The sequence below is a fragment of the Pseudomonas sp. LAMO17WK12:I10 genome (assembly GCF_900215185.1).
Lineage (GTDB): Bacteria > Pseudomonadota > Gammaproteobacteria > Pseudomonadales > Pseudomonadaceae > Aquipseudomonas > Aquipseudomonas chlororaphis.
This window is the reverse complement of sequence record NZ_OBDX01000011.1, coordinates 142,220-167,885: the sequence shown is the minus strand read 5'-3', so window position 1 is coordinate 167,885 and position 25,666 is coordinate 142,220. Positions and strand designations below refer to the sequence as shown.

The window sequence follows — 25,666 nt, the reverse complement described above, 5'->3', positions numbered from 1 at the left end:
CATGCAAGGCGACTTCTCGGTATTGAACTTCGACCCCCACGAACACGAGCGCGGGGTGAACCCACCCGCCGACGGCGTGCTGCGCAACCTCAGCGGCGTGCTGCACCAGCAAGGCCGCGTGACCACCGATGCCGACCTGAGCGAGGGCGAACTGCTCGAACTGGGTTGGCACGGCCAAGCCGGGCGCGACATTATCGGCGCCGGTGTCTGCGCGGTGCCAGCCGCCGAGCCGCAGGGTTTTCGGGTCGAATCGGCGGCGCTGATCGACGGCGCGGTGCGGGTGAGGCTGCGCCCCGGCCGCGCCTGGGCCGATGGCATCCTCACTCACCTGGCCGGCGAGCCGCCCGATCCGCTGGCACCGGTGGCGCGCCTCGCGGCTTACTTCGGCCCGCCGCTGGCCGACCCGCTGCCCACACCGCAACAAATCGCCGACGGCACCCGCGACGCAGTGATCCTGGAGGTTTCGGAAGAGGCCCTGCACGGCTTCCAGTACCCGCAGCGGCTGATCGAGCCCGCGCTGGGCGGGCCGGATACCTGCGAGCGCGCCTTCGTCAACTTCCGCCTCCGCCTGCTGCGCCTGGCCGCGGGCGAAGACTGCCGCAGCAGCATCGCCAAGCTCGGCGACGACCCATCGGCCAAAGGCCGGCTCAGCGCATCGCTGGTGCCGGTGCAGGCCATAGTCGGCGACTGCCCGGTGGTCGGCGGCGGTGGCTACATAGGCTTCGAGCACTGCCTGTACCGCATCGAGATCGCCGATATGCCGCCCGCAACGCCGGCACGCTTCAAGTGGAGCCAGTGGAACGGCGGCCTGGCCGGCCGTGGGCGCTTCGACTTGACGAGCGATCCCGACCGCGTGATCATCGACGCCGGCCGCACGGCCATCGTCAACTCGGGTCTCACCGAGTTCTACCTCGAAGCGCTGCAATACGACACGTTGATCGGTGCCTGGACAGTGGTATACGGCAGCACCGCCACCCTCAACACCGACCACGACCTGGAACTCGCCGCACCGGCCAGCTTCGGCACGCTGCCCGCGACCACCGACTCGGTGTTCTTGCGCCTGTGGAACGGCATCGCCGATGTCTCGGCCTTCCCCGACGTCGCCAACCCGGTCGAGCTGCGCGACGGCATCCGCCTCGCCTTCGACGCGCCGGCCGCCGGCAACTACCAGCCGGGCGACTACTGGACCTTCAAGGTACGCGCCGGCGAAATCGCCAATCCGCAGGTGCTGATCGACGCCGCGCCGCCCACCGGCATCGTCTACCACCGCGTGCCACTGGCCGAAATCAACTGGACCGCGCAGGGCGACACCGAGCTCGGCGGCAGCATCGAAGACTGCCGCAAGCGCTTTCGCCCGCTGACCAACCAGAAGATCTGCTGCACCTTCCTGGTCGGCGACGGGCTGTCCAGCTTCGGCGATTTCAACTCGCTGGAAGAGGCCGCCGCCCACCTGCCGGCAGCCGGCGGCGAGCTGTGCCTGCTGCCCGGATTGCACCGCGCCAACCTGCGCCTGGAAGGCCGCCGCAACGTCAAGATTCACGGCTGCACCTGGCGCACGCTGGTGCTGCCGCACACCGAGACGCGCGGGCAACCCATCCTGCATTTCGTCGACTGCATCGGCATCGAGGTCTGCGATCTCGACCTGCTGACCTACGACGGTATCGCGGTGCGCATCGACGGCAGCGCTGAACACAGCTGCCAGCATCTGCGCCTGCACGACAACCGCATGATCGCGCGCACCAACGCGGTCCGTGTCAGCAACGCCGCCGATCTGGCAATCGTCGGTAATCGCCTGCACCTGCTGGACACGGTCGATGGCCGTGCGACGATCTCGGTGCTTGCCGACGACGTGCTGATCGAGCGCAACACCCTGTTGCTATTGCCCTTCGTCGACCCGACACCCGATGCGCCGGACGAACCCGACGACGACCCGACACGCGACCCGGCCGACCCCTGCGCGCGCCCCCAAATCCTCTACCTGTTCCCGATACTGGTGCAGCAGTACGCGTTCGCGGCCTGGACCTTCCTCGTCGCGCAACTGGCGCCCAAGCAACCCTATCGCGCCATTTGCGGTATCCATGTACGCGCCGGTTCAGAGCGGGTGCGCATCCTGGAGAACTCTATCGCCGGCGGCGCCGGCAATGGCATCACGCTGGGCGGCGACCTGGACCCGGCGGACGTCCCGCCCGCTCCGCCGAGCGAGCCACCGCGCGTCACGGCAGTCGACAATCCGGCCACGGCCCCCGCGGCGGTGAATCTCACCGCCAACGGGCAGTTCCTCGCCCTGGTGCAGGACGAGCAAGGCCGGCCGCTGCCCGACGTCGACCTGTACCTGGAAGCCGAGGAAATCGCCACCGACCGCAGCGACGCGCAAGGCATGGCCAGTATCCAGGCCGCACCCGGAGCCTACCGGCTGGACGTGTCGCCGCCCTATAGGGTGCTGCGTATCACAGAGGCGCGGGACGAAGGCGTGCTGGTCAACGCCGTCACCCTCGCCGCGCGCGACAGGACGGCCGCGCGCGGCTTCCTCCATGAAATCACCATCGAGGCCAACGACATCTCGATGATGGGCCTGTCGGGCATCGGCTTCGCGCCACGCCCCGGCGCCGACCTCAAAGGCCAGGCCCGGGCGATCCCTAGCAATGACCCCAAGGCCGCGCTGCTCGCCTACATCGACGCGGCGCTGCTCAATCTCGCGCTGACGCCGCTACTGCGCTCGACCGACCCGGTGCGCGACCTGGTGATCCTCAACAACCGCCTGCACCACAACTTGCTCAACCCGTTCACCGAGGCGCTGCTGGCCGAGGCGCAGTTCATAGGTCGCGGCGGCATCTCGCTGGCCATCGTCGAATCGGCGCGGATCAGCGCCAACCACATCTATGAAAACGGCCCCCGCGCCGCCGACCCGGCCTGCGGAGTCTTCGTCGGCTACGGCGACAACCTGGAGATCACCGACAACGTGCTCGCCGCCAACGGCGCGACCACGGCGGACTTCGAGAACAACCGCAACGCCGGCATCCGTGGCGGCATCTACGTCCGCTTCGCCGGCGCGATCACCCGCCGGCTCTCCACCTCCAGTGGCCGCAACACCGCGTTGCGCATGCACGACAACCGCATCGACCAACCGGCCGGCCGTGCGCTGAGCGCCTTCACGTTCGGCCCGGTGTCGGTGGCCAACAACCACTTCAACAGTGAGTTCAGCGGCCTGTTCGGCTTCCTCGACACCGCCGTGGGCGGCGTGTTGATCCTCAATCTCGGCGGCATCCACCACCTGCTGGCCCGCAGGTTCGGCGCGTACCTAGCGTTCGAGCCCGGCGCCAGTACCGGCAAGGGGCGCTTTGCCGGGGTTGCCGAGCAGGCGTTGCCCGGCGGCGAGACGCTGTTCGACGACAACTATGTACGCCTGGGTCTGGTCAACCGCTCAATCACCTCGCAGGCGCTGCTGTCCATCGACGACCTGGGTTATGCCTCGAACACCACGGCGGTCTACCGGAGCGACCCCTTCTTCGCCAACGCCGTGCTGATAGCCGACAGCCTGCGCGCGACAGCCTCGCGCTTGCGCGAAGACGCCACGCGGACGATCTCGCTGCTGTCGATGGCGATCCGCATGAACATGACGGCGCTGAATCAGGCCGACCACTGCATCGTTGCGCGGCCGATCGCCGGGGCCAACCCACTACCGACGGTGGACCAACCCAACCAGGTGCTGGACGCCGAAGCCTGCAGCCGGATGTTTGCGCAACCCTCGGGCCTCTGGCGATTCCTCGCCAGTGTGCTGGCAGCCAACGCCGAGCAGCTTGGCGGCACGCTGTCCCAGGAGTCCTTCAGCCCGGACGAACTGACGACGCTGATGCACCAGAACATGGCCACGGCCATCAGCCATGTCAACGCCACCCAGGTCGCCACCACCAGGGCCTACCAGGTCGAGGCGGCACGCATGGCGTTCAAGCGCGGCGCCGAGCATCCGACCACGCTGGCGCTCGTGGCGCAAGGCCAGGCCGGCGCGCGGGTCAACCGGATTCTGCGGGTCAGCGCGCAAACCCTCAGTGTCTCGGCGCCGTCGGCGCCCGCGGGCGGATCGACCCTGAGCGGCCGCTTCATCAACGACCGCGGCCAGGGCCTGTCGGAACACCTGATCGAGCTGGCGAGGGCCGACGGCAGCCGTGTCGAGAGCGTTGGGCGCAGCGATGCCACGGGGTTCTTCAGCGCCACCTACGATGAATCGCGCACCGCAGCGCTGGCCAAGGAAGGCAAGCTCTTCGCCCGCGTGCTGGACCTCGCCGGCAAGGAGCTGCTGCTGGACAAGGCCGTGCTGCGCTTCGCGCCCGACGCCCGACTGCAAACCACGCTGGTGGTGCCAGTGCGCGTGGTGCCCAGGTCGGTGGCGGTCGGCGGCACGCTGATCTATTGGACAGCGCCACCTGCGCAGCCGGGACGCACCACCCTCGAACAACTCGATCTCGACGAGACAACGCGCAAGCAACTGAAGGCCGCCCGCATTGTCGACGTGGAGGGCATCCTGGAGACCGACCCGAATACCCTGGCCAGGATCCTCGGCAGTGAGGAACTGGCGCAAAAACTGATCACCATGGCCAAGCGCCTGCTCGGATCGACCCCGCCCGAGCCGCCGGCACCGCCGAAGCCCGCGACACCCCCCCGCCACCCGCCGGCCGGCAAAAAGAGCACGCCGAAGAAAGCCAAGTAACGGGACATGACCACCGCCCGGGCCGGCAACCATCGCCGGCCCCTGGCGAGGAGAATCGCTATGTTCACGCAAGCCCACAAACCCGGCAAGCCGGCCCCGCACCAGGCGCCGGCCACGCGCGCTGCGCCAGCGCTGCCCGCATCGAGGTCCGCCATACCACGCAAAGCGGCTTGCGCCTGTGGCGGCAGCTGTCCGCATTGCCAAGCCAAACGTGTCCAAGCCAGGCTCAGCATCAGCGAACCGGGAGACGCCTTCGAACGGGAAGCGGAGCATGTCGCGCAAACCGTCATGCGCATGCCGGACCCCACGACGGCCAACCACGGTTCGCCAGCGCGACAAGCACCCTCGATTCAGCGAATGCCCGCGCTGAATGAACAAAACCAAGGGCTGTCCATGTGGTCCACGGACCAGTCCGATCCGCTCGAACCCGAGTGGTTCGGCGACGAGCGAGGCGCCCTGTCTCACCTTGCCCGGCGCGCGGCCAGTACCCAGGCGCCGAACCAAGGGCCGGGGGGGACGCTGGAAGCGGAGTTCGACAAATTGCCGCAGGGCGGCACAGCCCTGTCCCGCGAGGAGCGCCAGTTTTTCGAACCGCGCTTCGGCAACGATTTCGCCAACGTACGCATCCATGCCGACGCAAACGCCGACCGTCTGGCGCGCAGCATCAACGCCGAGGCCTTCACCTTCGGCTCGCATATCGCCTTTCGCTCGCAGCGTTACGCGCCGCGCAGCGAATCGGGCCAGCACTTGCTCGCGCACGAGCTGACGCACGTGGTGCAGCAGACCGGCGCAAACCCGACCGCCGCCCGCCAGATACAACGCACCCTGGGCGACGGCCATGACCTGGCGGCGCCGCGCTTTTCTGGCAACGTGACCCTGGAGGCGGCATTTGACGATGAAGTCCTGCTGCGTCGCGGGGCCAAGGGCGAACCGGTGCGCCGGGTCCAGGAATCGCTGCGCGATATGGGCTATGCCCTGCCGCTAAGCGTGTCGCGCCTGCTGCCAGGGCGCATGGACGGCGATTTTGGCGCGGAAACGGAAGCCGCGGTAACACAATTCCAGCGCGACGCCGGCGCGGTCGACATCGACGGCATTGTCGGTCCCGAAACCATGGGGCTGCTCGACACCCACGACGTATCGCGACCGACCGCGCGCCCGCCGGCGATCACCGGCCCGGTGCCGGCACCACTGGCGGCCACGGATTGCGATGCCCGCTTCACCGGGGTGACGTTCGCGCTCGCCAATCAGGTCGCCAGTGGCGTGGCCATGCCGGCCGATATCCGCGTCGCGACCGCGGGCGGGCGTCAGTTCCTGCGGATGCGTGGGCTTACGCCCGTCACTTACCACCCGGACATCACCATTACCGCACCGAACGATGCCACCGCCCAACAGTTCCGCATCGGGTTCACGCAAACGCTCTTGAACAGCAGCCGCATCGCGAACTACAGCGGTGGCGGCGCCGTGGCCACCATCGTGCCGACACTGCCGATCAAGGATGGCGCGCCGAACGATTACCATCCCATTTTCGTCACCAACCCCGGCGCGGGTATCGTCGAGGACTTCACCGCCGCCGGCGCCACCACGACGCTCACCTGGCCGGACGTGCCCGGTGACGGAGCCTTCGTCAACCTCAACGACAACCCGTCCTGCGCCGTCGCGGGGTTGCCGGCGCAAACCATGACCCGCATGCGCATGAACGACGAGTTCCGCATCTGGGTCGTGGTGCAACATCGCTCGAGCGGCTGCGTGCGCGCCCTGCACCATATCGATTGGAACCTGGACTGGTCGGCAACCCTGACGCCGGCGCTGGGAGCGCCCACCGTTACGGTCACCAGCAACGTCAACAACGTGACCGCCGCCGACGGCGACGGCAGCCCTCGCTTTGTCCAGGGCGGCAACGTGCCTGGGGAAATAGCGTTCAAGCGGTGCGTGTAGGCGTGCCGGGACACTCTGAACCTGGGGCTGGTCTGGCGCCTCGAAAGCTCCTGTCTTGAAAGCTGCTACCTTGAAAGCTGACACCTCGAAACCGATTGCCAGCAACAGATTGCCTGTAAATAACCTGGCTTGCGCATGGCCAGCCTGCGCAACGGCACTGCTCGCGGGCGAAACCTCAGCCGGCGAACGGCCGCCGCCTCTCGGGAGCTCGCAGATGAACGATTCGGATCCACCATCGGGCCACAGCGCTTCGGCAACGCCCTACGACCTGGTGAAACTGCTGCAATATCGCGGCCCGAGCCTGCGCCGCGAGCAATTGCTGCCCGACGACATCAGCATCCTGGACTATCGAAATTCAGATGAGAATGAACGCCTCATCTCAACCCTGCTCTCGGCAAAAGGTATTCCGTTCCACCTCGACCGCCCGTCGCAGAAGGGCTGGAGCCAATCCAGGCAGCGTCTGAGCGTTTCTGTTCCGCGCCAGTTCCTCGACTCAGCGCAAGCGCTGCTCACGGCGGCGACCCAAGCTGGCGCGATAGAAGTAGTCGAAGGGCTGCAAGGCCTGCCGGGCGTGCCGGAGGACCCGGTCTGCCCTCCCGAGGAATAGAACCGCGATCACGCCGTCGGGGAATTCGCCGCGCTGCGCAGACGCCGCTCAGAAACTCTCCGGCGCCCGCCGCAACGGATGAACCGACTCCCGATAGCCGCCCGGCTTCTGGCGTTGACGCTGATCCAAAGCACCGACCGGACCATCACCCGCATCGCCGAGACCCGCAACTATCTCTGCCAAGCGCGTTTCGCCGAGCGCTTCCAGAAGCGCTTCGGGTATTGGCCTCCGACGGTCAGATAGGTTCCAGAGCAAGGCCGAGCTTCTCAACCACTCAGCCCCCTCCCCTCACTCACCGTCTCGACGCAACCATCGCCTCCACCGTGGTCGCCCTGTCCGCACTGGCCGTAGCCTGCCCTGCCCCCCGCACTGCCTGCGCCCGTACCGCGGCCGCATCCTGCAGGATCACCTGCGCCGCTTTCTCCGCCGCCACATAGATCGAAGTGACGATGAAGAAGCCGGGGATTTTCGGGAAGATCGAGGCGTCCACCACCCGCAGGTTGCTCACGCCGCGCACGCGGAAGGCGCTGTCGAGCACCGCCATCGGGTCGTCGTCGGCGCCGATCGGGCAGGTGCAGGAGGCGTGGTGGCCCCAGGCCTGGTTCATGACGAAGGTCCTGAGCTGTTCGTCGGTCTGTACCGCATCGCCGGGCAGTTCCTCGCTGGCGATCAGCCCGGCGTCTTTCAGCGGCTGGGCCAGGTTGCGCACGAACTTGATGCCCTCCACCACCGATTGCAGGTCTTCGCCCTGGGTGTCGCTGCCCTCCTCGAAGTAATGAAAGTTGATCAGCGGGGTGTCGGCCGGGTCTTTCGAACGCAGGGTGACGTAGCCGGCGTTGTTGTTGGTATGGGCCTTGAGTATGGCCCAGGTCAGGTAGTTCAGGTGCTCGACGATCAGCTTCGAGTAGCCGGGGAAATAGCCGCGAAACAGCGCCAGCAGGGAGAAGCAGAACAGGTCCGGCAGCGGCCGTTGTTTCAGGGATTTCTTGATGATCGCCAGGACCGCGCCGTTGGTGCTGTAGACCCCGACCTTGCCCTTGGCCCACTCCTCGTACTGCGGATCGCCCTTGGCGTAGCGCGCGTCCTTGAGCACTTCCCAGTGCTCGAAGTTCATCCGGTTGACCACCCCGACCTCGTAGCGGTCCTGCAGGTTGCGCCCTACGCCCGGCAACTCGACTCGCACCGGGATGTCCTTGGCTTCCAGGGTTTCGCGTGGGCCGATGCCGGAGAGCATCAGCAGTTGCGGGGTGTTGAAGGCACCGCCGGCGAGTATCACTTCGCGGCTGGCGTGCACCTGGCGCAGTTCACCGGCGGCATTGCGCGGCAAGGTGCAGGCCCGGTACAGCCGCGCGCCCTTGATGTACTCCACGCCATAGGCGCGCTGCTGGTCATCAAGCAGCACCCGGGTCACCAGCGCGTCCAGCTCGATGTGCAGGTTGTCCGGGTGGCGCTTTTGCACATCCAGCAGGCGTTCGCGGGTCCCGTGGCGATGGTGGTGCCGGGTGGTCAGCGGCGGATAGCGCAGGCCGATGGCTTCCTCGCGCACCAGCCGCCAGTCGTTGGGGTCGCCCACGCCCTGCAGTTGCCAGCCGATGCGCTTGAGGGTTTCGCCCAGGGTCTTGAACGCCTGCTCGGCGGACTTGACGATCGAGCGCACCAGCGACAGGTCGTCGATCACCGCTTCCGGCACGGCCTTTTCCACGTGCAGCCAGCCCTTGAAACCATGCCGCGACGGGTTGATGCCGAACCAGGAGAGAAACCGCTGGAACGGCCGGTGATGGCAGTTCTCCAGGCGCTGGAAGTGCTCGCGCATGGCACTGGCGTTCCACGACGGGTCGCCGGTGATCTGCGCGATATGGTCCCAGTCCTGGTTGTGCGGGTAGACGGTGATCATCGCGTTGTGCGCGGTGCAGCCGCCCAGGCAACTGGCCCGCGGGTACAGCACCCCGTCGACGTTCTCGCCCTGGAAGGTCCGGGTGAACTTGGGGTCCTGCAACTGGCGGGCGTCGTTGCTGTAGTGGCGGACGAAGAAGTCCCAGCGCATCGCATCGTTCTCGGTGGAGCGCGGGTGGAACGCCGGCACTTCGTACTCCTCCGGCAGCCGCGGGGCGGTGGTGTCCGCCGCCGCCGGGTCGCTGCCCGATTCCAGCACCAGCACCTTGCGGCCCTGTTCGGCCAGGCGGGCGGCGACGGTGCCGCCCCCTGCCCCGGAGCCCACCACGATGTACTCGTAATCCGTTTCGTTGTTCATCGCTGGCCACCTAGAAAGTTTTCAGCAGGGCGATCAAGGCTCGTTTGTCTGCGTCACTCAGGCCCGGCTCCTCCTTGAGGAAACTGGTGCCGAAGTAATGCCCCTTGTCCACCACGAAGTCCGGGCACTTGCTCACCTGCAGCAGCGGCTTGACCAGGCCGGCGAAGACCTTGCGGGCTTCCTCGTCGGTGGCGCCGGCCGGCAGTTGCTTGAGGTCGTGCTTGATCTTCAGCAGCAGGTCCAGCACCTGGTCGCGTTTCTCCAGGTCGATGTTGGACAGCAGGCTCACCGGCGTGCCTTGCGGGATCGGCCCGAGCTGGATGCCATCCTCGCCGAACAGCCACGGCAGCCAGCGGCCGAACAGGCCTTCGAGTTTTTGCAGGAAGGTTGGCAGATAACCGCTGCTGACCCGCAGGTAGCTGGTTTCACTGGTAACGTCGACGGTACCCCTATGGCTCTTGCCGGAGCGGGTCATGACCTGGAAGTCGCCGGTGCGGTTTTCCGGCCACAGCAGCATCTCGATCGCGCTGTCGAAGGACGCCATGCGGTCCTCCACCCCGCCTTTCCAGTGGAATTGCCCCAGGCGGTTGTTCAGCAGCAGCGGCGCGGTGGACCACACACTGACCAGCGACGCCGGCCGCGTATAACCACGTCCGCCCGCCGGCATCGCGTATTCCCAGGGCTCGCCGGTGTAAGGGTTCTGCACCAGCACCGAGCCTACCGCCGGCAACTGCTTGTACGACTCCGAGGAGAAGTTGTCCCAGATATTGCCGCCCAGGGCGTTGGTCGCCAGCGGGCTGCAGGCGTTGGTTTCGGTCAGGGTGACCGGCACCCGCAGTTCGGTGGAGAGGAAGTTGTCGGTCAGGAACTTCTCATCCTTGACGATGGCGCGCATCGCCGTCTTGAACTCCGGCGTCTTGCTCCAGGTCCAGTAATTGTTCCAGCACTTGAGGTAACCGTCGTTCACGCAGCCATGGTCGGGAAAGAAGGTCCAGGCCTTTTCCGGCAGTTTGCTGGAGTGGCAACGGGCGCAGGTGTCGGCGAAGACTTCCTTGCCGCGCTCCAGTACCGCCGCCGGTTCGCTCAGGTGTGCCGTGCCACCGGGGGCGTTCTTCAGGTAGTCCGGGGTCGCCGAGGCCAGGAAGAACAACGCCAGGTCCGGGGTCTGCGCCTCGTTGGCGTTCCAGTAGGAGGAGTTCTTGCGCGCCACGTCAATGCGGAACGGGGTGATCGGCTTGCCGCCGATCAGCGGCCGGAAGTGGGTGGTCCATTCCTCGCTGTACAGGCCGATATTGATGAACACCCGGTTCAAGGCCCCGAGCGCGCCCACCGAGTCGGCGCCGTCCTTGAGCACCCGCGGGGTGAACACCGTGTCAGGCTTTTTGTAGAACTGCGCCAGCGGGCTGTCCGGCGGCACGCCGGGCACCTCGTTGAACTGGCGGTTGTTCAGCCTGCCGCCGGCGAGTTTTTCCTTGCCCAGGTTCGAGGCCAGCTCGATGCGCGCCTTGAGGTTGTAGACTGCGTTCATGGTGCGCGGGTTGTTGATGTAGTCGGTGGAGACGAACGAGGTGTCCAGCGCTCCCGGTTTCGAGGTGTGGAACAGCTGGTACGGGAAGCTGCTCGGGTCCTGGTTCCACATGAAGATCCGGTCGACCCAGAAGTACTGCGCGCCGGGGTTGGAGTTGAGGTTGGACCAGGCCGGATGTTCAGGGTCGGCCGGCGGGTTGGTCGGGTTAGGCCCGACATGGCAGAAGCCACAGGACATGCCGACCCGGTAAGGTTTCACCAGCTTGCTGTCGTTATAATAGGCCGGGTCTTCGTAATAGCGCTTGGCGTCCCACTTCTTCTGCGCGTGCTCGTCGAAGTCCGGGTTGGGGAACAGCCGCAGGCCGACGATCCCGGTGCCGTAGCCGTAATAGGAGCCCACCGGCAGGTTCTTGCCCCGGGCGCCGATCTTCACCCCGGGGTACTTGGTTTCGTTCTCGAAAGGGTCGGCGGCGCAGGACGGGTCGCGCTTGTCCAGCCACAGGCCGTAGCGATCGTCGCGCGGCCCCTCGCCCTTGACGTAGCAGGGTTCGTTGACCACCCCCAGCACTTGCCAGCGTTTATCGCGGTTGTATTTCAGGCTCGGGTGGTTGGAGACGCTCTTGAGCAGGTCCAGGTTGCCGACGCTGTCGCGCGAGAGCTTGTCCCACAGCGCATCGTTGCCGGCGGTCCAGACGATCCAGTTGTTGCGCCCACGGGCGAAGGCCTGGAGCGCCTGCTGTTCGGTAATGCCGGGGATGAAGGGCGACAGCCGCTCGACCAGCAGTTGCGGTTGCCTGGACACGCCGTAGTCCATGTCGGCGAAATAGTCCTCGTCGGCGCCTCTGAGGCTGCTGGCATCGCGGCCGACGCACTTGGCTTCGTCGAGTCGCTCGCCGGGTTTGTCGCCGCAGGGGTTTTTCGTCTCGCTGCTACAGCCCTGTAACAGCACCAAAGGAAGGAAAATGCTCAACATCAGCTTCACGGGTGTCATGCGCTGCTCCTTGCATGTGCTGCAGACCGGTCCCTCTGTCCTTGGGGACACCTGTGTCGCGACCGGTTCTTTTTCTGATGGCCGAACAACCGACTGCCTGCGCACCGGGCCGGTTAACCTCGGTGCGCCAGCCGCTTTAAAACGCCCTACAGCCGCCATACTAGGCCATGGCAAGCGGGTCAATACGTCCATTTGGCGATGAAAAGCCAGGGGTAATTGCGATTGGCTATGCGAGGGTTTACCAGGGACGTTACACGGGAACGAGGTGCCCTTCGGCGGCGGACGTCCGACACATGACGGCAACCCTTGGCCCATGGGTCAGCCCGGGCACCGTTTCGTACAGGCGCACGGCAATCCCGGGCGGGCGTGGCGATTGCGGACGGCAGCCCAGGGACAGGACAAAGGGCCCGCTTTCCCACTGCCAGAAGCGCCAGTCCCGCGCTTCGAGCGGCTCCAGCGCCTGGCAGGAAAAGCCGATCCGCCCCGGCGTCGCCAGATCAAAGGAGAAACTGTCCAGGGGGATCGACAAGCCTTGGCCGCATGCCTTGATATAGGCCTCCTTCAAGGTCCACAGGCTGATGAACGCCGAAGCCCGCCCGGCTGCCGGCAGGCTGGACAGGTAGTGGACTTCGCGGGCGGAAAAAAATCGCTCGGCCAGGTCCGCGTCGGCCATCCGCTGCCGTGACTCCACGTCGATGCCAACGCTGTTTTCCAGGGTCAGCGCCAACGTCACCAACCCCTCGGTATGGGACAGGTTGAACGCCATCGGCACCGCGGGCGCGACAATGGCCGGCTTGCCCCAGGCATTGCTGGCAAATACCCATTGGTGCGGCGCCACCCATGGCGCATACAGCGACAAGGTCGAGCGCAGCAGCGCCCGTGTGACCAGGTACTGATGGCGGTGGTGCTCGAACATCAAGCGTGCCATGCGCTCGGTTTCCTCGGCGCTCAGCCAGGAGCGATACGCCGCCAGCAGCGCCGCGTCGCCAATCTGCGGGTCCCGGGCGCTCCAGACATGGATCTCACCGGATCCCAGCCGCAAGGGTCGAGCGTCGGGCGTGCTCACAGTGCCCCCAGGCATAACAACGCCTTGTTGGCGATATGCCGCTCCGATGGATAGCCAAACGCATTGTTGATATAGGTCACGCCCTCCAGGGTGACGCGGCGATTGAGGTGGCTGTGCCCATAGATATGGGTCTGGGCCCCCAGCCGGCGCACTTGCTGCTCGAGGCGCGCCGAGCCCAGCACCGGATACAGGTAGCGGTACTGGAGCGGCACGCCGTCCGGCATCAGGTCGATCCTGGGCAGGAAATGGGAGAACGACACAATGTGGTGCGCTCCCCGCGTATCGGGCTGCTGGTTGAGTTCATCGAAGGCCCGGCTCACCGCCTCGTCGTCATGGCCGTCCCACTGGCAGGCCTTGAAGTCCATCCAGTTGGCTCGCAACGTCTCGTTGAACGGGCCGAAGGAATAGTCATACCAGCCCAGCAACGGCACGATCAGGGTGCTGCCCACGCGACACGCCTGGGTATGGACCCCGGCGTCCCGGCAGGCCTGGCTGACGGTGCGGTACTTGTCGAACGACGAGCGCAGCTCCGAGCGAATCACCCACAGGTCGTGATTGCCCGGCACGAAGCACACATGGCGAAAGCGCCTGCTCAACTGCGCGAGGCTGGACCTGAGCAGGCCGATTTCATCGGCAACATCCCCCGCCACGATCAGGGTGTCGTCGAGGTAGTCTTCACGGGACAACTGTTCAAGCCATTTCCAGTTCTGCGGATGGTCGGTATGGAGATCTGAAACGGTAAATAGCCGCATGAGGGTACCTGGGCAAGCATAAGCATTGGGAACGGCCCACTGGCGAGGGCTGCGAAGTCACGCCGCATCGATTTTCCTGGCCACCGATGCCGTGGGCGTCTCCTGCGCCGGACGGGCGCCGAGACGGATCTTCAGTTTGTCCGGCACCGCGAAGGTGGTGAATACCTCCTTTATCTGGTCCTTGTCGATCAGCTCCAGGTCGAAGTACTTGACCAGCATCGCCACCGCCACTTTCAGCTCGACATGGGCCAGGGACGCACCGGGGCACGAACGCGGGCCATAGCCATACGGAAACTGCTTTTTCCGTGTCTCCCTCATATCGATCAAGGCGTGCGGTTCGTCCAGCCAACGGTAAGGGTTGAACACCGAGTCCTGCTCCAGGTCCTTCAAACCATCGATCCGGGTCAAGACAAGCATCTTGGTGCCCTGTGCCAGCTCGATATCATCGATGACGGTATCTTCCAGCGTCTCCATCACCATCAAGGGCAACGTGGATTTGATCCTGAAGGTTTCCTCGATCACCGCCTCGGTCAGTGGCAGGTCGGCCAAGGCGTGATAGTCGAGCTGATGCAGATCCAGGCTGGCGACTTCGTTGCGCAGGTTGTCCTGCAGGACCGGGTCCTGGCCGAGGAAATAACACAGCCAGCCGAGCATCGCCGAGGTGGTGCCCTCCCCGGCCAGAATCAACGCCATCATGTTGGCGAACAGCTCATCGTCGGTGAGTGCGCCCTCTTCGCTGTCCACGGCTTCGAGCATGGTGTGCAGGATGCAATGGGCCCCCACGTCTTCCTGGTGTCGCATGCGCTCGCGGGTGTCCCGGGCGATACCGATCACCATGTTCTTGAGATCGTTCATGGAGCGGTCGAAGCGATGGTCCGACGGCAGCTTGAACACCCGCCAGTAAGGCACCACGGCCCGCATGCGGTTGTTGATGGTGTTGACCACGTCATGGAAGGTCTGCAGTGACTGGCTGTAGTCGTTCTCCAGGCTCTTGAGGTCGAAACCGAACACCAGCAGGCAACTGACATCCACCGAAAAGCGCCGCAGGTCGTCCCGCAGGTCCAGCGCCTGCTCCAGATTGCCGCGCAGGCGATCGCGCAGCTTCAGCGCGGTACTGGCGATCTGTGGAGTGAACGCCACCAGGCTGCGCTTGGCAAACGCCGGCATGACCAGCCGTCGCTGACGCTTCCAGGACTCGCCTTCATCGGTGAACAGGCTGCTGAAGCCGACTTCGTCGAACAGTCTGGCCATCTCTTTCATGCGCCGAAACTGCGAAGGCCGGTGCTTGAGGATGTAGCGAACCTGTTCGGGCTCGCTGAAGACCACGCAATGCATACTGGCTATCTGCAAGCGAAATGGCGCGAGGCCAAAATCCCGCGCCCATTGCTCCACGGACAGGTGAAAGGCGTTTTTATCCAGCTGGTGCAAGTTGCCCAGCAAGGGCAAGCCGCGACGTTTCGGTAGATCCTTTAGCGTTTTCATCAGTGACCTCGATGCGGATTGTCCAATGCGTAAAAGTGGGTGGGAACCGTCAGGCGCCCGCCTCCCTGCTGTCGTGCAGCACAGCGGCCATGCCCGAGGGCACAAGGCGGATTTCGGCGGCGCCCGACGGCGTTCCAGGGGCGTTGTCGACAATGTCCTGCAGGACCTGGCCGACATACGCCGTGACCTGCTCGACGCTCTGCCCCGGCTCGATAAACAGGTGGTTGCCCTCGAAGGCCTTGAAGGTGAATCCCGCGTTGCCCAGGCGGCGCCAGCCGCGCACATCGCTCTCCGGCACCTGGATATCCCCCAGGCCGTGCAGGCCGGAAATCGGCAGCGCCAAGGGGGCCGGTGCCCCCGGCTGGAAGCGATCGACCATCTCGAAGGTGGCCACCAGCGAAGGCAACTGCGCGTGGATCAGCTCGCGGCTGAAGTTGAACAGCCCGGCCTGCTTCATGGAGAACTCCAGGGCGTCGATCAGTTTGCCGATCACCGGCTCGGTGCCGGGCTGGCAGATCTCGTCCAGCGACGGCATTCGCTCCAGGCCGTGCTGGCGATAAACCGCGAGCATGTCGCGGATCACCGGATTGACCTCCTGGCCCGGCGCGGAATAGGCCGCCGCGAACAGATGCCGGGGCATTGGCCTGCCGACCGCCCGCAGGTGCTGGCACCAGACATAGGCCATCAGCGCCCCGGCACTGTGGCCATACAGGGCAAAGGGCTGGTCCAGTTCATCGCCCAGGACCTCGGTCAAGGTCGCCGCCAGGCTCCACATGTCCTGCAGCGGCCTTTCGCGCAGGCGGTCGCCACGGTTGGGCAGTTCGATGGGGCGCACTTCCACGTCGGCGGGCAGCAACGCCTGCCACTCCTTGAACACCGTGCTAGACAGGTGCGCGTAGGGGAAGCAGTACAGGCGGATCCGGCTCCCGGGGCGCGCCTGCCCGCGCAGCCAGCGGCTCTTGTCCCGGGACCAAGGTACGAGTTGGGTAAAGGGCGCAAACGCACTGTCCGCCGCCGGCTGCCCAGGGCTGGCCACGTGCGCGCTCCCGGCGCTGTGCGGTTCGTCCGGCCGCACCTGCTCCAGCAACTGGCGCAGGGTCATCTTGAACAGGCCGCTGACGGCGATCTGCTGATGGTCCAGGTGTTTTTGCAGCTTGATCAGCATCAGCGAATCCATGCCCAGTTCCAGCAGCGCCTTGTCCAGGTCGATCTCCTCGGGAGTGCAGTCCAGCAGCTCGGCAATGATCGCCAGCAAGCCGTCGCCGGACAGCCCGCCCGCCTCGGCCAGCTGTGACTGCACGGCGGCGGACAGTTCGCGATTGCTCGTCGCCAGTTGCTGCAGGCTGGCGCGGGCGCAAGTGACCAGGCTTTCGCCGCGGCTGTCCAGCAGCGCCCAGGCGGTCTGGAAGCGGCGCACGGCGGCGGTCGGGACGGCCTCGCCTGTCGGCGCGTGCAGCAGATTGACCAGGCGATACATCTCCTCTCGGCGCAAGGGGCCATTGAGATAAATGTCCTCCATCGTGGTGGTCATGTAGGGCACGTTCTCGTCGCTGTCGGCCAGCAGGATCGACGGCTGCAAGGCCGCATCGATCAGCCCCGGATGAGCGCCAAAGGCATAGCCGCCGGGCTCGAACTGCGCGGTCAGGGTCGACAGGCTGAAGCGTTCATGGAGCCGGCACTCGTCGATGGCCCGCACGAAGCCGTCGGCGGGAAAACCCATTTGCGTGTAACGCGCGTAAAACGCCGTTTCGTCCAGGGTCCGGTTCGGCGTGCCAGGGCTTTGCAACACCGCGGCCAGGTGCGCCTGCACCGACGTGTCGGTCTGGGTCATCGAGGCGAAATCCACCAGGGCTTCGGCCGTCTGCATCCAGGCGCCCGGTGGCTGCGCCAGGGCCCGATAATCGAACCTCAGGCGATATGCCTCGGCGGCCAGCGGTTCAATGCTCATCCGCACCTGGGTGGTGACGTTGTGAGCTATCAGCAGCGGCGACTGGAAGTCGAAACGGCTGACATGCAGGGTGCTGCGCCCGAAGCATTCGCGGAACACCTGGTAGATAGCCTCCAGATAGAAACCGACATGGAAATTGCCGGTGTCCAGCAAGCCCGGGGTCTGCGCTGGCAGGGTGAACAACGCCTCGCGGGTAGCACCGCCCTGCCCCGAGTACTCCACCTTCAGGAAAGCGCCGGACGCAGTGGCCACGGCGGGCACGGTAGCGGGAGACGCGCGCCGCGCCCAATAGGCCTTGAGGGCCAGTCTGGGCCGTGGGTAATGGGCGAGGAACAACCGCTCGCGCTCGGGGGCTGGCGCTGGCGTGTCCACCGAAGTGAGCACGACATGGGCGTTGACCCCGCCAAAGCCGAAGGAACTGACCCCGGCCACCCGCCCCGCCCCGTCCCAGTCCAGCGGGCGGTCCGGCAGGCGAAACGCCGGCTGGCTCGGCGCCAGCAACGGATTGAGGGTCGCCAGGTGGTTGTTGCCGGGAATTTTTCCCAGGTAGAGGCACAAGGCGGCCTTGATCACGCTGGCGATGCCGGCGGCGGGCTCCAGGTGGCCGATATTGGTTTTCAGGCAACCGAGAATGCAGCCCTCGCCGGCACCGCGCCCGTCATTGAGCACATTGCCCAGGGCCTCGATCTCTACCGGGTCGCCCAGGTAGGTGCCGGTGCCGTGGGTCTCGACGTAGCCGGCCCGGGCCGGCGCCAGGCCGGCCCGCTGGAAGGCCTGGCGGATCACGTCTTCCTGGGCCAGGCCGTTGGGCGCGGTCATGCCGTTGCTCTTGCCGTCCTGGTTGACCGCGGAACCGGCAATCAGCGCGTACACCCGCGCATCCGGGTGTTGCGCCAGGTGCTGGCGCGCATCGGCCTGGCGTTGCAGGACGATCATGCCCACGCCCTCTCCCGGCACATAGCCGTCGGCCTTGGCATCGAACGTCTGGCAACGGCCCGAGGGCGACAACATGCCCGAGTCCTGCAGCAGCCGGGTCAGGGCCGGGCTCAGGTTGAGGCTGACACCACCCACCAGGGCGAAGTCGATCTGCCCGCTGCGCAGGTACTGGCAGGCGATGTCGATGGCCACCAGTGTCGAGGAACACGCGGTGTCCAGCACCAGGCTGGGACCGCGCAACCCATAGTGGTAGGACAGCCGGTTGGCGGCGATGGAACCGGCGTTGCCGGTGGCGATGAACAGCGCATTGTCCTTGTCGTAGTCATTGGCGAACTGCATGTACTCGCTGGCGTATTGCGCAATGAAGACCCCGGTGCGGGCAAGGCCCGGATGGTCCTTGATCCCTGCGTCCTCAATGGCCCTGTGGGCATTGAGCAGCAGCAGGCGCTGCTGGGGGTCCATGAAGCGCGCCTCCCGAGGCGAGATATTGAACAAGCCCGGGTCGAACAACTCGATGTCGTCCAGGTAACCGCCGTGGATGCCCAGCAGATCCTGGTCGCTGAAGCTGTCGTTGAGGCCCAGCAGGTCGCGCCGGGCCCTGGGGTAATGGCCGACCCCGTCGAAGCCTGCGCACAACTGCTCCCAGAACCGTGGCAGGTCGGGCGCCTTGGGGAACTGCCCGGACATGCCGACTATGGCAATGGCGGCGCTCTCCTCGGCCGGCCGGGTAACCGGCGCCTGGCCTGTGGCCGCCGGAGCCGGTTCGCGGCTGCCGTTCAGCGGGCCCTGCTCACGGTTGGCGGCAATGTAGTCGGCCAGGGCGCGGATCGTCGGGTAACGGAAGATCGCCGACGGCAGCACCTGATAGGCCAGGCGCTGGGACAGGGTGGAGAAGAACGCCAGCGAGTTGACCGAATCCAGGCCGATCTCGGCGAACGTCTGCTCCGGATGGATATCCTCCAGCCCCAGCAGCTGTTGCAGTTCGTCACGCAGCAGCGCGCCGATATCGAGGGGTTCGCCCGCTGTGGCCTGGGCCGTCGCCATCGCCTGCGCCGCCGGCTTGCCCAGGCGCTCGCGGTAATGGGCAAACACCGGCTGGGTCTGTATCGCCGGATTGATCGCGGCGAACCGCTCCCAATCGGCATCGAACACAATGCATTCGTCGATGGCGTTGGCCAGGATACGTTCGAGCAACGCCACCCCTTGATCGGGGGTCAGCATGCGCATGCCCAGGGCATCGAAGAATGCCCGGTGATTGTGCGCCACCGCCATCCCGGCGCCGTCCCAGTCGGTCCACTGGATCAGTTGCGCCGGTAACCGCCGCTGCCGACGCTCGGCGGCGAAGGCCACCAGGCCTGCGTTGGCGGCGCTGTAGGCGCTCAGGCCGTTGCCCTGCATGCCCTCCACCGCCGAGATCGACGAAAACAGACAGAAATAGCGCAGCGGATCGCCCAGGGTGAGCCGTTCCAGCAGTTGCGCGCCCAGCAGTTTCGGCCGCGCGACCTCGGCCAGCAGGCTCGCCGAGGTCGCCTGGATGGCAATCGCCTCGGTGGTCACGCCGGCCAGATGGAACACGCCGCTGATCGGTCCGCCAAGGAGCGGGCGCAGCCCGTCCAGTTGCCGGGCCAGGGCGGTCTCGTCGCTCAGGTCCGATTGCACGTAGTGCAGCCGCACGCCCTGCTCCCGGGCCAGGCTGTCGATCAGCACCTGCCCGGTGGTGCCTGCGCTCAGGCCGGGGTGCCGCAGCGGCGCCGACAGCGGTTTGCGGCCGATGACGATCAGCGATTTCAAGCCTTTGTTCACCAGCCAGCGCAATACCGTCAAGCCGATCCCGCCGAAACCGCCGGTGACAATCATGCTGCCCGACAAGTCCAGCGCCGGGTCCGACGCGGGATCACGGGCAATCGCCAGCGGTTGCAAGGCCGGGGTCAGCCACTGGCCACCCTGCAAGCGCAGGCGCAGCAGCGCCTGCCGGCAATGCAATTGCTCGACGATCTGCTCCAGGCACGGGCTTTCCAGGCTGTCGGTGTCCAGCACGAGGCTGCCGATTTCCGGGACTTCGTAGCGCAGGAAGCTGAAGTACTTCGTCAGGCTTTCCTGGACCCCATCGGTCTGGCCGTCATGGGTGATGTTCAGCAGCACCAGCTTCAGGCCCTTGCGGGTCGTGGCCAGGCTGGCCAGCGCCTGTACCCGTTGGGTCAAGACTCCGGCCTGCTCGGCGAAACGTCGATCCAGCTCCGCCCCGAACAAGGTCGACAGCGCCGAATACGGCTGCAGCAGCACCAGGGTATCGGCCTGGCTGTCGTCGATCAGTTGTGCGATGCGGCGCTCGTCGAAGACTTCGCTGGAGGTGGTGACGCCCGGCTGCAACGCCCAGGCTTTCAGCATCACCCGATCCTCACCGAACACCAGCACATGGCGCGGGGCCGTTGCTGGCCGGCCGGCCGGTGCCTCGACCCAGCGCGCCTGCATCAGCCAGTGGTCGAGGTTGACCAGCGGCGCGGCGGTTGCGGCCTGGAGCGGGCTCGGGTCCAGGCCCGCCAGCTGGTCGGCGATCCAGTGGCGCCGGGTCTGGAACGGGTACCCCGGCAACGGCACACAGCGGCCGGGGGCCGCGCTCCCCGGCCATTGCACAGGGGCGCCGGCGACCCAGGCCCGGGCCTGCCCATCGAGATCGTCGGCGGCGACAGTGGCCGGGGCTCCGGCGCCACGGTCCAGGCTGTCGGCCAGGTACAGGCCAGGCACCGGGGCGCTATCCGCCTGCTCCAGCCAGGCCCGCAAGCGCATGCGGGCCTCCTGGCGGTCGGCCACCACCAGGGCCAGGCGAAAACGCAACGCCGCCCGATGATGGCCAAGGGTGAAGGCGATATCGGCCAAGGCATGCCGGTCATTGCCCGGCTCATCGAGAAACCCCAGCAGGCGACATGCCTGCTCTTTCAGCGCGCTTGTCGCCTGAGCGCTGAGCACCAGCACGCAGGGACTGTCCGCCATCGCGGGCGGGGCGACGGTCTCGGGGGCCTGTTCCAGGATCATGTGGACATTGACCCCGCCCGCGCCGAACGAACTGATCGCTGCTCGCCGCGGCACGGCCCGGCCCTCGCGCTCGACCACCGGCCAAGGCATCGCCCGGTCGGGGATATGGAACCCGGCCCTGGCGAAGGGAATATCGCTATTGAGCGGGCCATGCAGCAGGCTCGGCACCAGGGTGCCGTGCTGCAGTTGCAGGACGGTCTTGGTCAACTGGGCGATCCCGGCACTGGCCTCACCATGGCCGATGGAGGCCTTAACCGAACCCAGCGCTCGCGGGACAGGCGCATCGCTGCCGTTCGCATAGGCGTCGATCAGCCCCTGGATCTCGATCGGGTCCCCCAGGGTCGTGCCGGTGCCGTGGGCCTCGATGTAGTTGATGGTGTCCCGGGGGACGCCGGAGCGGGCCAGCGCCGCATTGATCGCCTGGGTCTGGCTGACCGGGTTGGGCACGGTAAAACCCTGGGTCTTGCCGTCGTGGCTGACCCCGCTGCCCTTGATCAGCGCCAGGACCCGGTCGCCGTCGCGCAGCGCATCGGCATGGCGCTTGAGCAACACCACGCCCACCCCCTCGCTCGGTACATACCCGTCGCCGCCGGTGGCGAATGCCCGGCAGCGGCCGTCGCTGGCGGCGAAGCCTGCGGCGCACAAGGTCAGGTACTTGCTGGGGTGCAGGGCCAGGTTCACCCCGCCGGCCAGGGCCGCACGGGTTTCGCCGTTGCGCAGGCTTTCGCAGGCCAGGTGCAAGGCGTACAGCGATGAAGAACAGGCCGTGTCCACGGTCAGGCTGGGGCCGGTGAGGTTGAAGAAGTACGACACCCGGTTGGCCACGGAAAAGGTTTGCGAGCCAGCCGGATAAAACGGCGCGCGCGCCTTGAGCGCATCGGCCCCCACCAGCTGGTAGTTATTGACGCTGACCCCGGCGAAGACCCCGAAGTCCCGGGGTGTGGCCTGCCAGCGCGGCGTCAGGTAGCCGGCGCTTTCCAGGCAGGTCCAGGCCATTTCCAGGAACAGCCGTTCCTGGGGATCCATGAACGCGGCGTCCATGGCCGAGACATTGAAAAACGGCGCATCGAACTGGCTGACGTCCCCGAGGAAGCCACCCCACTTGCAATAGATCGCATCCGTACGGCCTTTCGCCCCCGGGGTGAAGATCGAACGGTAGTCAAAACGCTCCAGGGGAATTTCCGTCACGCAATCGACGCCATCGCGCAGGTTCTGCCAGAAGGCCTCTAGGGTCTCGGACTGCGGATAACGGCCGCTCATGCCGATGATCGCGATGCTGTCGTCGTCCATCGCCGGCGCGCTATCGGCGCTGCCCGACGGGGTGCTGGCGATGACCGGCCGGAGCGTCTCGGCCGGGATGGGCGCGGCCACGGCCAGGCCTGGTCGCGCCTGCAGGTACTCGCTGAGTTCGTGCAGGGTCTTGTACTTGTAGAACAGCGTGGCGTCGGTTTCGCCGGTCCAGGCGCTGACCTGCTGGTTGAGTTTCATGATCATCACCGAGTCCAGCCCCAGGCTTTCGAAATCCCCATGGGGATCCAGGCGCTCAGGGCTGATGCCAGTGATCTCGAACAGGGCCTGGGCCAGGCGCTCGAACGCGGTTGTGGCCTGGGCGAGCGGCGCCAGGATGACGGTGTCTGCCGCCGCTGGAGCGGCGACCGCGTTCGCCAGCGCCCGGGGCTCGAACCAGTAGCGCTCCTGGGCGAAGGGATAGCCCGGCAGGCTGATGCGCCGTGGCCGATACTCCTGGTCGCCCGTGGGGCGTTGCTGCTGGTGCCAGTCCACTGCCGCGCCCTGGGACCAGAAGCGCAGCACTTCATCGAGGCGTTGCCGCTCGATCCAGGCATTCACCAGCAACTGGACATCCACCTCGGCCAGTTGCTCCGGCAAGCCGCCTGCCGACGTGCGTTCGCCGACGAACACCTGCTGTTCGCGCAAGCGCGCCAGGGCCCGGGCATCGAGCACCTCGACCGCGAGGAACAACTGCAGTTTCTCCGACAGCTGCGCCAGGGAATCCACCAGCAGCCCGAGGCGATGCGGATGGACCTCGCGCCCGCTCTGCAGGGTGAACGTCACGTCCGCCAGCCGGCGCTGACGGCCGTCCGCCGCCGCTTCCTCCTCCAGCAAGGCGGTGACTCGGGTGCCCAGCGCCCGGGCCAGGCGTTGCAGCTGGGGCTGGCTGGCGGCGGACAGCGGAATCAGGAAGGCTGGTGTCGAGACCTGGCGCCGGTCCTCGGCCGCCAGGTACTCCTGCAACACCATATGGGCATTGGAGCCGCCCGCGCCGAACGAAGACAGGCCGGCCAGACGTGGCAGGGCCTTGCCCTCGAGGTGCAGCGCCGGCCAGTCCTCCAGTTGCTGCTGCACCACAAAGGGCGAGGCGGCAAAGTCGATCCGTGGGTTGAGGGTCGCGCTGTGCAGCGAAGGCACCCGTTGGCGGTGCTTGATCTGCAACAGCACCTTGGTGATCCCGGCAATCCCGGCGGCGCTTTCGCAGTGGCCGATGTTGGATTTCACCGAACCGATGGCGCAGAACTGCCGGTCTTCGGTGTAGGGCCGGAAGGCCGCGCCGAGGGCGGCGATTTCAATCGGATCGCCCAGGGCGGTGCCCGTGCCGTGGGCTTCCAGGTAGCTGATGTGTCGTGGGTCGATGCCGGCCCGCCCGTAAGCGCGAGCAATGACGTCAGCCTGGGTCTTGACCCCGGGCACCGAATAGCCGGCGGACTTGCCGCCGTGGTTAATCTCGCAAGCCTTGATCAGCCCGTAGATATGATCTCCATCGGCCTCGGCCCGGGCGCGCGGCTTGATCAGCATGACGCCGACGCCCTCGCCCGGCACATAGCCGTCGCCGCCTTCGCCGAAGGCCTGGCAACGGCCTTCGCTGGAAACGAAGCGCCCCTGCCCCAGCATCAGGTATTTGTTCGGGTGCAGCGACAGGTTGACGCCGCCCACCAGGGCGCTGCTGCAATCGCCTCGCTCCAGCGCGCGGCACGCCAGGTACAAGGCGGTCAGCGAGGATGAGCACATGGTGTCGACGGCCATGCTCGGGCCGGTGAAATTGCACACATAGGACACCCGGTTAGCGATGCTCGAGGCACTGCCGCCCAGGGCCATGGGGTTGCCCAGCACCGTCTGTTGTGCACCGTACAGCTGATACTCCTGATACATCACGCCCACGTAGACCCCCACGTCCCGGGGCAGGCCCTGGCGGGTGTAGCCGGCGTCTTCCAGGGCATGCACCGCGCATTGCAGGAACAAGCGTTCCTGGGGATCCATGAACCCCGCCTCGCGGGGTGTGATGGCGAAATAGAAGGGATCGAACTGGTCGATATCCTCGAGAAACCCGCCCCAGCGGCCATAGGTCTTGCCCGGGCGATCCTTGTCGGCGTCGAAGTACAGCCCGTGGTCCCAGCGCGTGGCGGGAATCGGGGTGATGCTGTCGACGCCCTGGCTCAGGTTGCGCCAGAACTGCTCCAGGTCGTCGGCCCCCGGATAGCGTCCGGCCAGGCCGATAATGGCGATGTCATCCTCGGCTGGCGCCAGTGCCGCAGCGGCTGCCGGGCGGGAAAAGTTGGCGTTGCTCAAGCGCGCCGGATCGCTCACCTGCCTGACCGAGGCATTGACGATGCTGGCCAGGTGTTCGCCCTCGAGCGACAACACATCGACGTCGAACGCGACATAGCCGGCCTTGGCCGTGCGCAGGCGATTGACCAGATAGACCGTGGACGGCAAGGGCCTGGCCTGGACGATGCGTTCGATCAGCAGCGGCACATACATGCTCGACTGAGGCTGGCCGAAGTCCGGGTCGCGAAAGAAAAAACAGCCGTTGAGCAACAGCGGATCGAACCCGTAATGCGTGCGCCCGCCCTTGGCCCGGGGGGCACCGAGGTCGACCTTGCTCACCAGCAGGGAGTCGCCATCGGTGTACGCCTCGCGGATGTTCTGCAACAACGGCCCCACGCTGAACTGCGGGATCCGCCGGTAGGACTGCTCGATCGCTTCATCAGACAGCCGCGTCAGCCCCGCCAGCAGGCTGTCCGGCGATTGATGGCGGGCCTCGAACCGCTCCTTGAGGCGCAATTGCCCGACACAGCAGGGTTCGACGTTTGCCGCCCGGTCGCGGCGAAAGCCGACGCTGAATGCTTCGCGCTGCGGGTCCAGGGCAACCGTCAGCTCCACCGACTGCCCGGCCTGCAAGGTGATCGGTCCCCCCAGCAGGCGGATGTGCCCCAGGCTCAGCGGAAAGCTGGCGGCGCCCCATTGCTCCAGGCAGGCCTCGATGGCCAGGCACGGATGGGTCACGCCCATCAAAGCCGGCGTGCCCAGTACCAGGTGGTCTTGCAGATAGGCTTCTTCGGCGACGAAGCGCTGGGTCCAGGACGCGCTTTGCGGTATTGCCGTGCCCTGCTCCGCAGCGGGCGCCGGAGCGCTGTCTG

Annotated in this window: 9 protein-coding genes (1 of these 9 only partly in view); 3 read left to right on the top strand and 6 right to left on the bottom strand. The window is 66.3% G+C overall.

Translation table 11 applies throughout. The features are described from left to right. Window position 1: 1 nt before the first annotated feature. The 3 genes from CRO75_RS14505 (at window position 2) to CRO75_RS14495 (ending at window position 7,247) form a co-directional block, all read left to right on the top strand. Window positions 2-4,705: a right-handed parallel beta-helix repeat-containing protein gene (locus tag CRO75_RS14505; RefSeq protein WP_097136308.1), complete on the top strand. Its 4,704-nt coding sequence runs from the start codon at window positions 2-4 to the stop codon at window positions 4,703-4,705. 60 nt (window positions 4,706-4,765) lie between these two features. Beyond that, window positions 4,766-6,640 (top strand): DUF4157 domain-containing protein, encoded by a 1,875-nt coding sequence (locus CRO75_RS14500; RefSeq protein WP_143503928.1) that lies wholly within the window; start codon window positions 4,766-4,768, stop codon window positions 6,638-6,640. Window positions 6,641-6,854: 214 nt separating this feature from the next. Further along, complete coding sequence (locus tag CRO75_RS14495) at window positions 6,855-7,247, top strand: hypothetical protein (RefSeq protein ID WP_097136297.1); 393 nt, start codon at window positions 6,855-6,857, stop codon at window positions 7,245-7,247. A 292-nt stretch (window positions 7,248-7,539) separates the two neighbouring features. Here CRO75_RS14495 and CRO75_RS14490 read toward each other — a convergent pair whose 3' ends face one another. The 6 genes from CRO75_RS14490 to CRO75_RS14465 form a co-directional block, all read right to left on the bottom strand. Continuing rightward, window positions 7,540-9,498 carry a GMC family oxidoreductase gene (locus CRO75_RS14490; protein WP_097136291.1) on the bottom strand — a complete coding sequence of 653 codons (1,959 nt, stop codon included), beginning with the start codon at window positions 9,496-9,498 and terminating at the stop codon, window positions 7,540-7,542. Window positions 9,499-9,508: 10 nt separating this feature from the next. Next, complete coding sequence (locus tag CRO75_RS14485; protein WP_097136283.1) at window positions 9,509-12,016, bottom strand: hypothetical protein; 2,508 nt, start codon at window positions 12,014-12,016, stop codon at window positions 9,509-9,511. A gap of 250 nt (window positions 12,017-12,266) precedes the next feature. Next, window positions 12,267-13,097, bottom strand: a complete 831-nt coding sequence (locus tag CRO75_RS14480; protein ID WP_097136277.1) for a 4'-phosphopantetheinyl transferase superfamily protein — start codon at window positions 13,095-13,097, stop codon at window positions 12,267-12,269. Next, on the bottom strand, window positions 13,079-13,834 hold the full coding sequence (locus tag CRO75_RS14475) for a metallophosphoesterase (protein WP_097136271.1): 756 nt from the start codon (window positions 13,832-13,834) through the stop codon (window positions 13,079-13,081). The genes CRO75_RS14480 and CRO75_RS14475 overlap by 19 nt, the downstream gene beginning before the upstream one ends. A 57-nt stretch (window positions 13,835-13,891) precedes the next feature. Further along, a complete protein-coding gene (locus CRO75_RS14470) occupies window positions 13,892-15,316 on the bottom strand; it encodes a cytochrome P450 (protein ID WP_158539494.1) in 1,425 nt (474 codons plus the stop codon). A gap of 49 nt (window positions 15,317-15,365) precedes the next feature. Continuing rightward, window positions 15,366-25,666: the 3' portion of a beta-ketoacyl synthase N-terminal-like domain-containing protein gene (locus tag CRO75_RS14465; RefSeq protein WP_097136257.1), read on the bottom strand. Its footprint extends 1,150 nt past the window's final position; only the last 10,301 of its 11,451 coding nucleotides appear in the window; its start codon lies beyond the right edge, outside the window; it ends in the stop codon at window positions 15,366-15,368.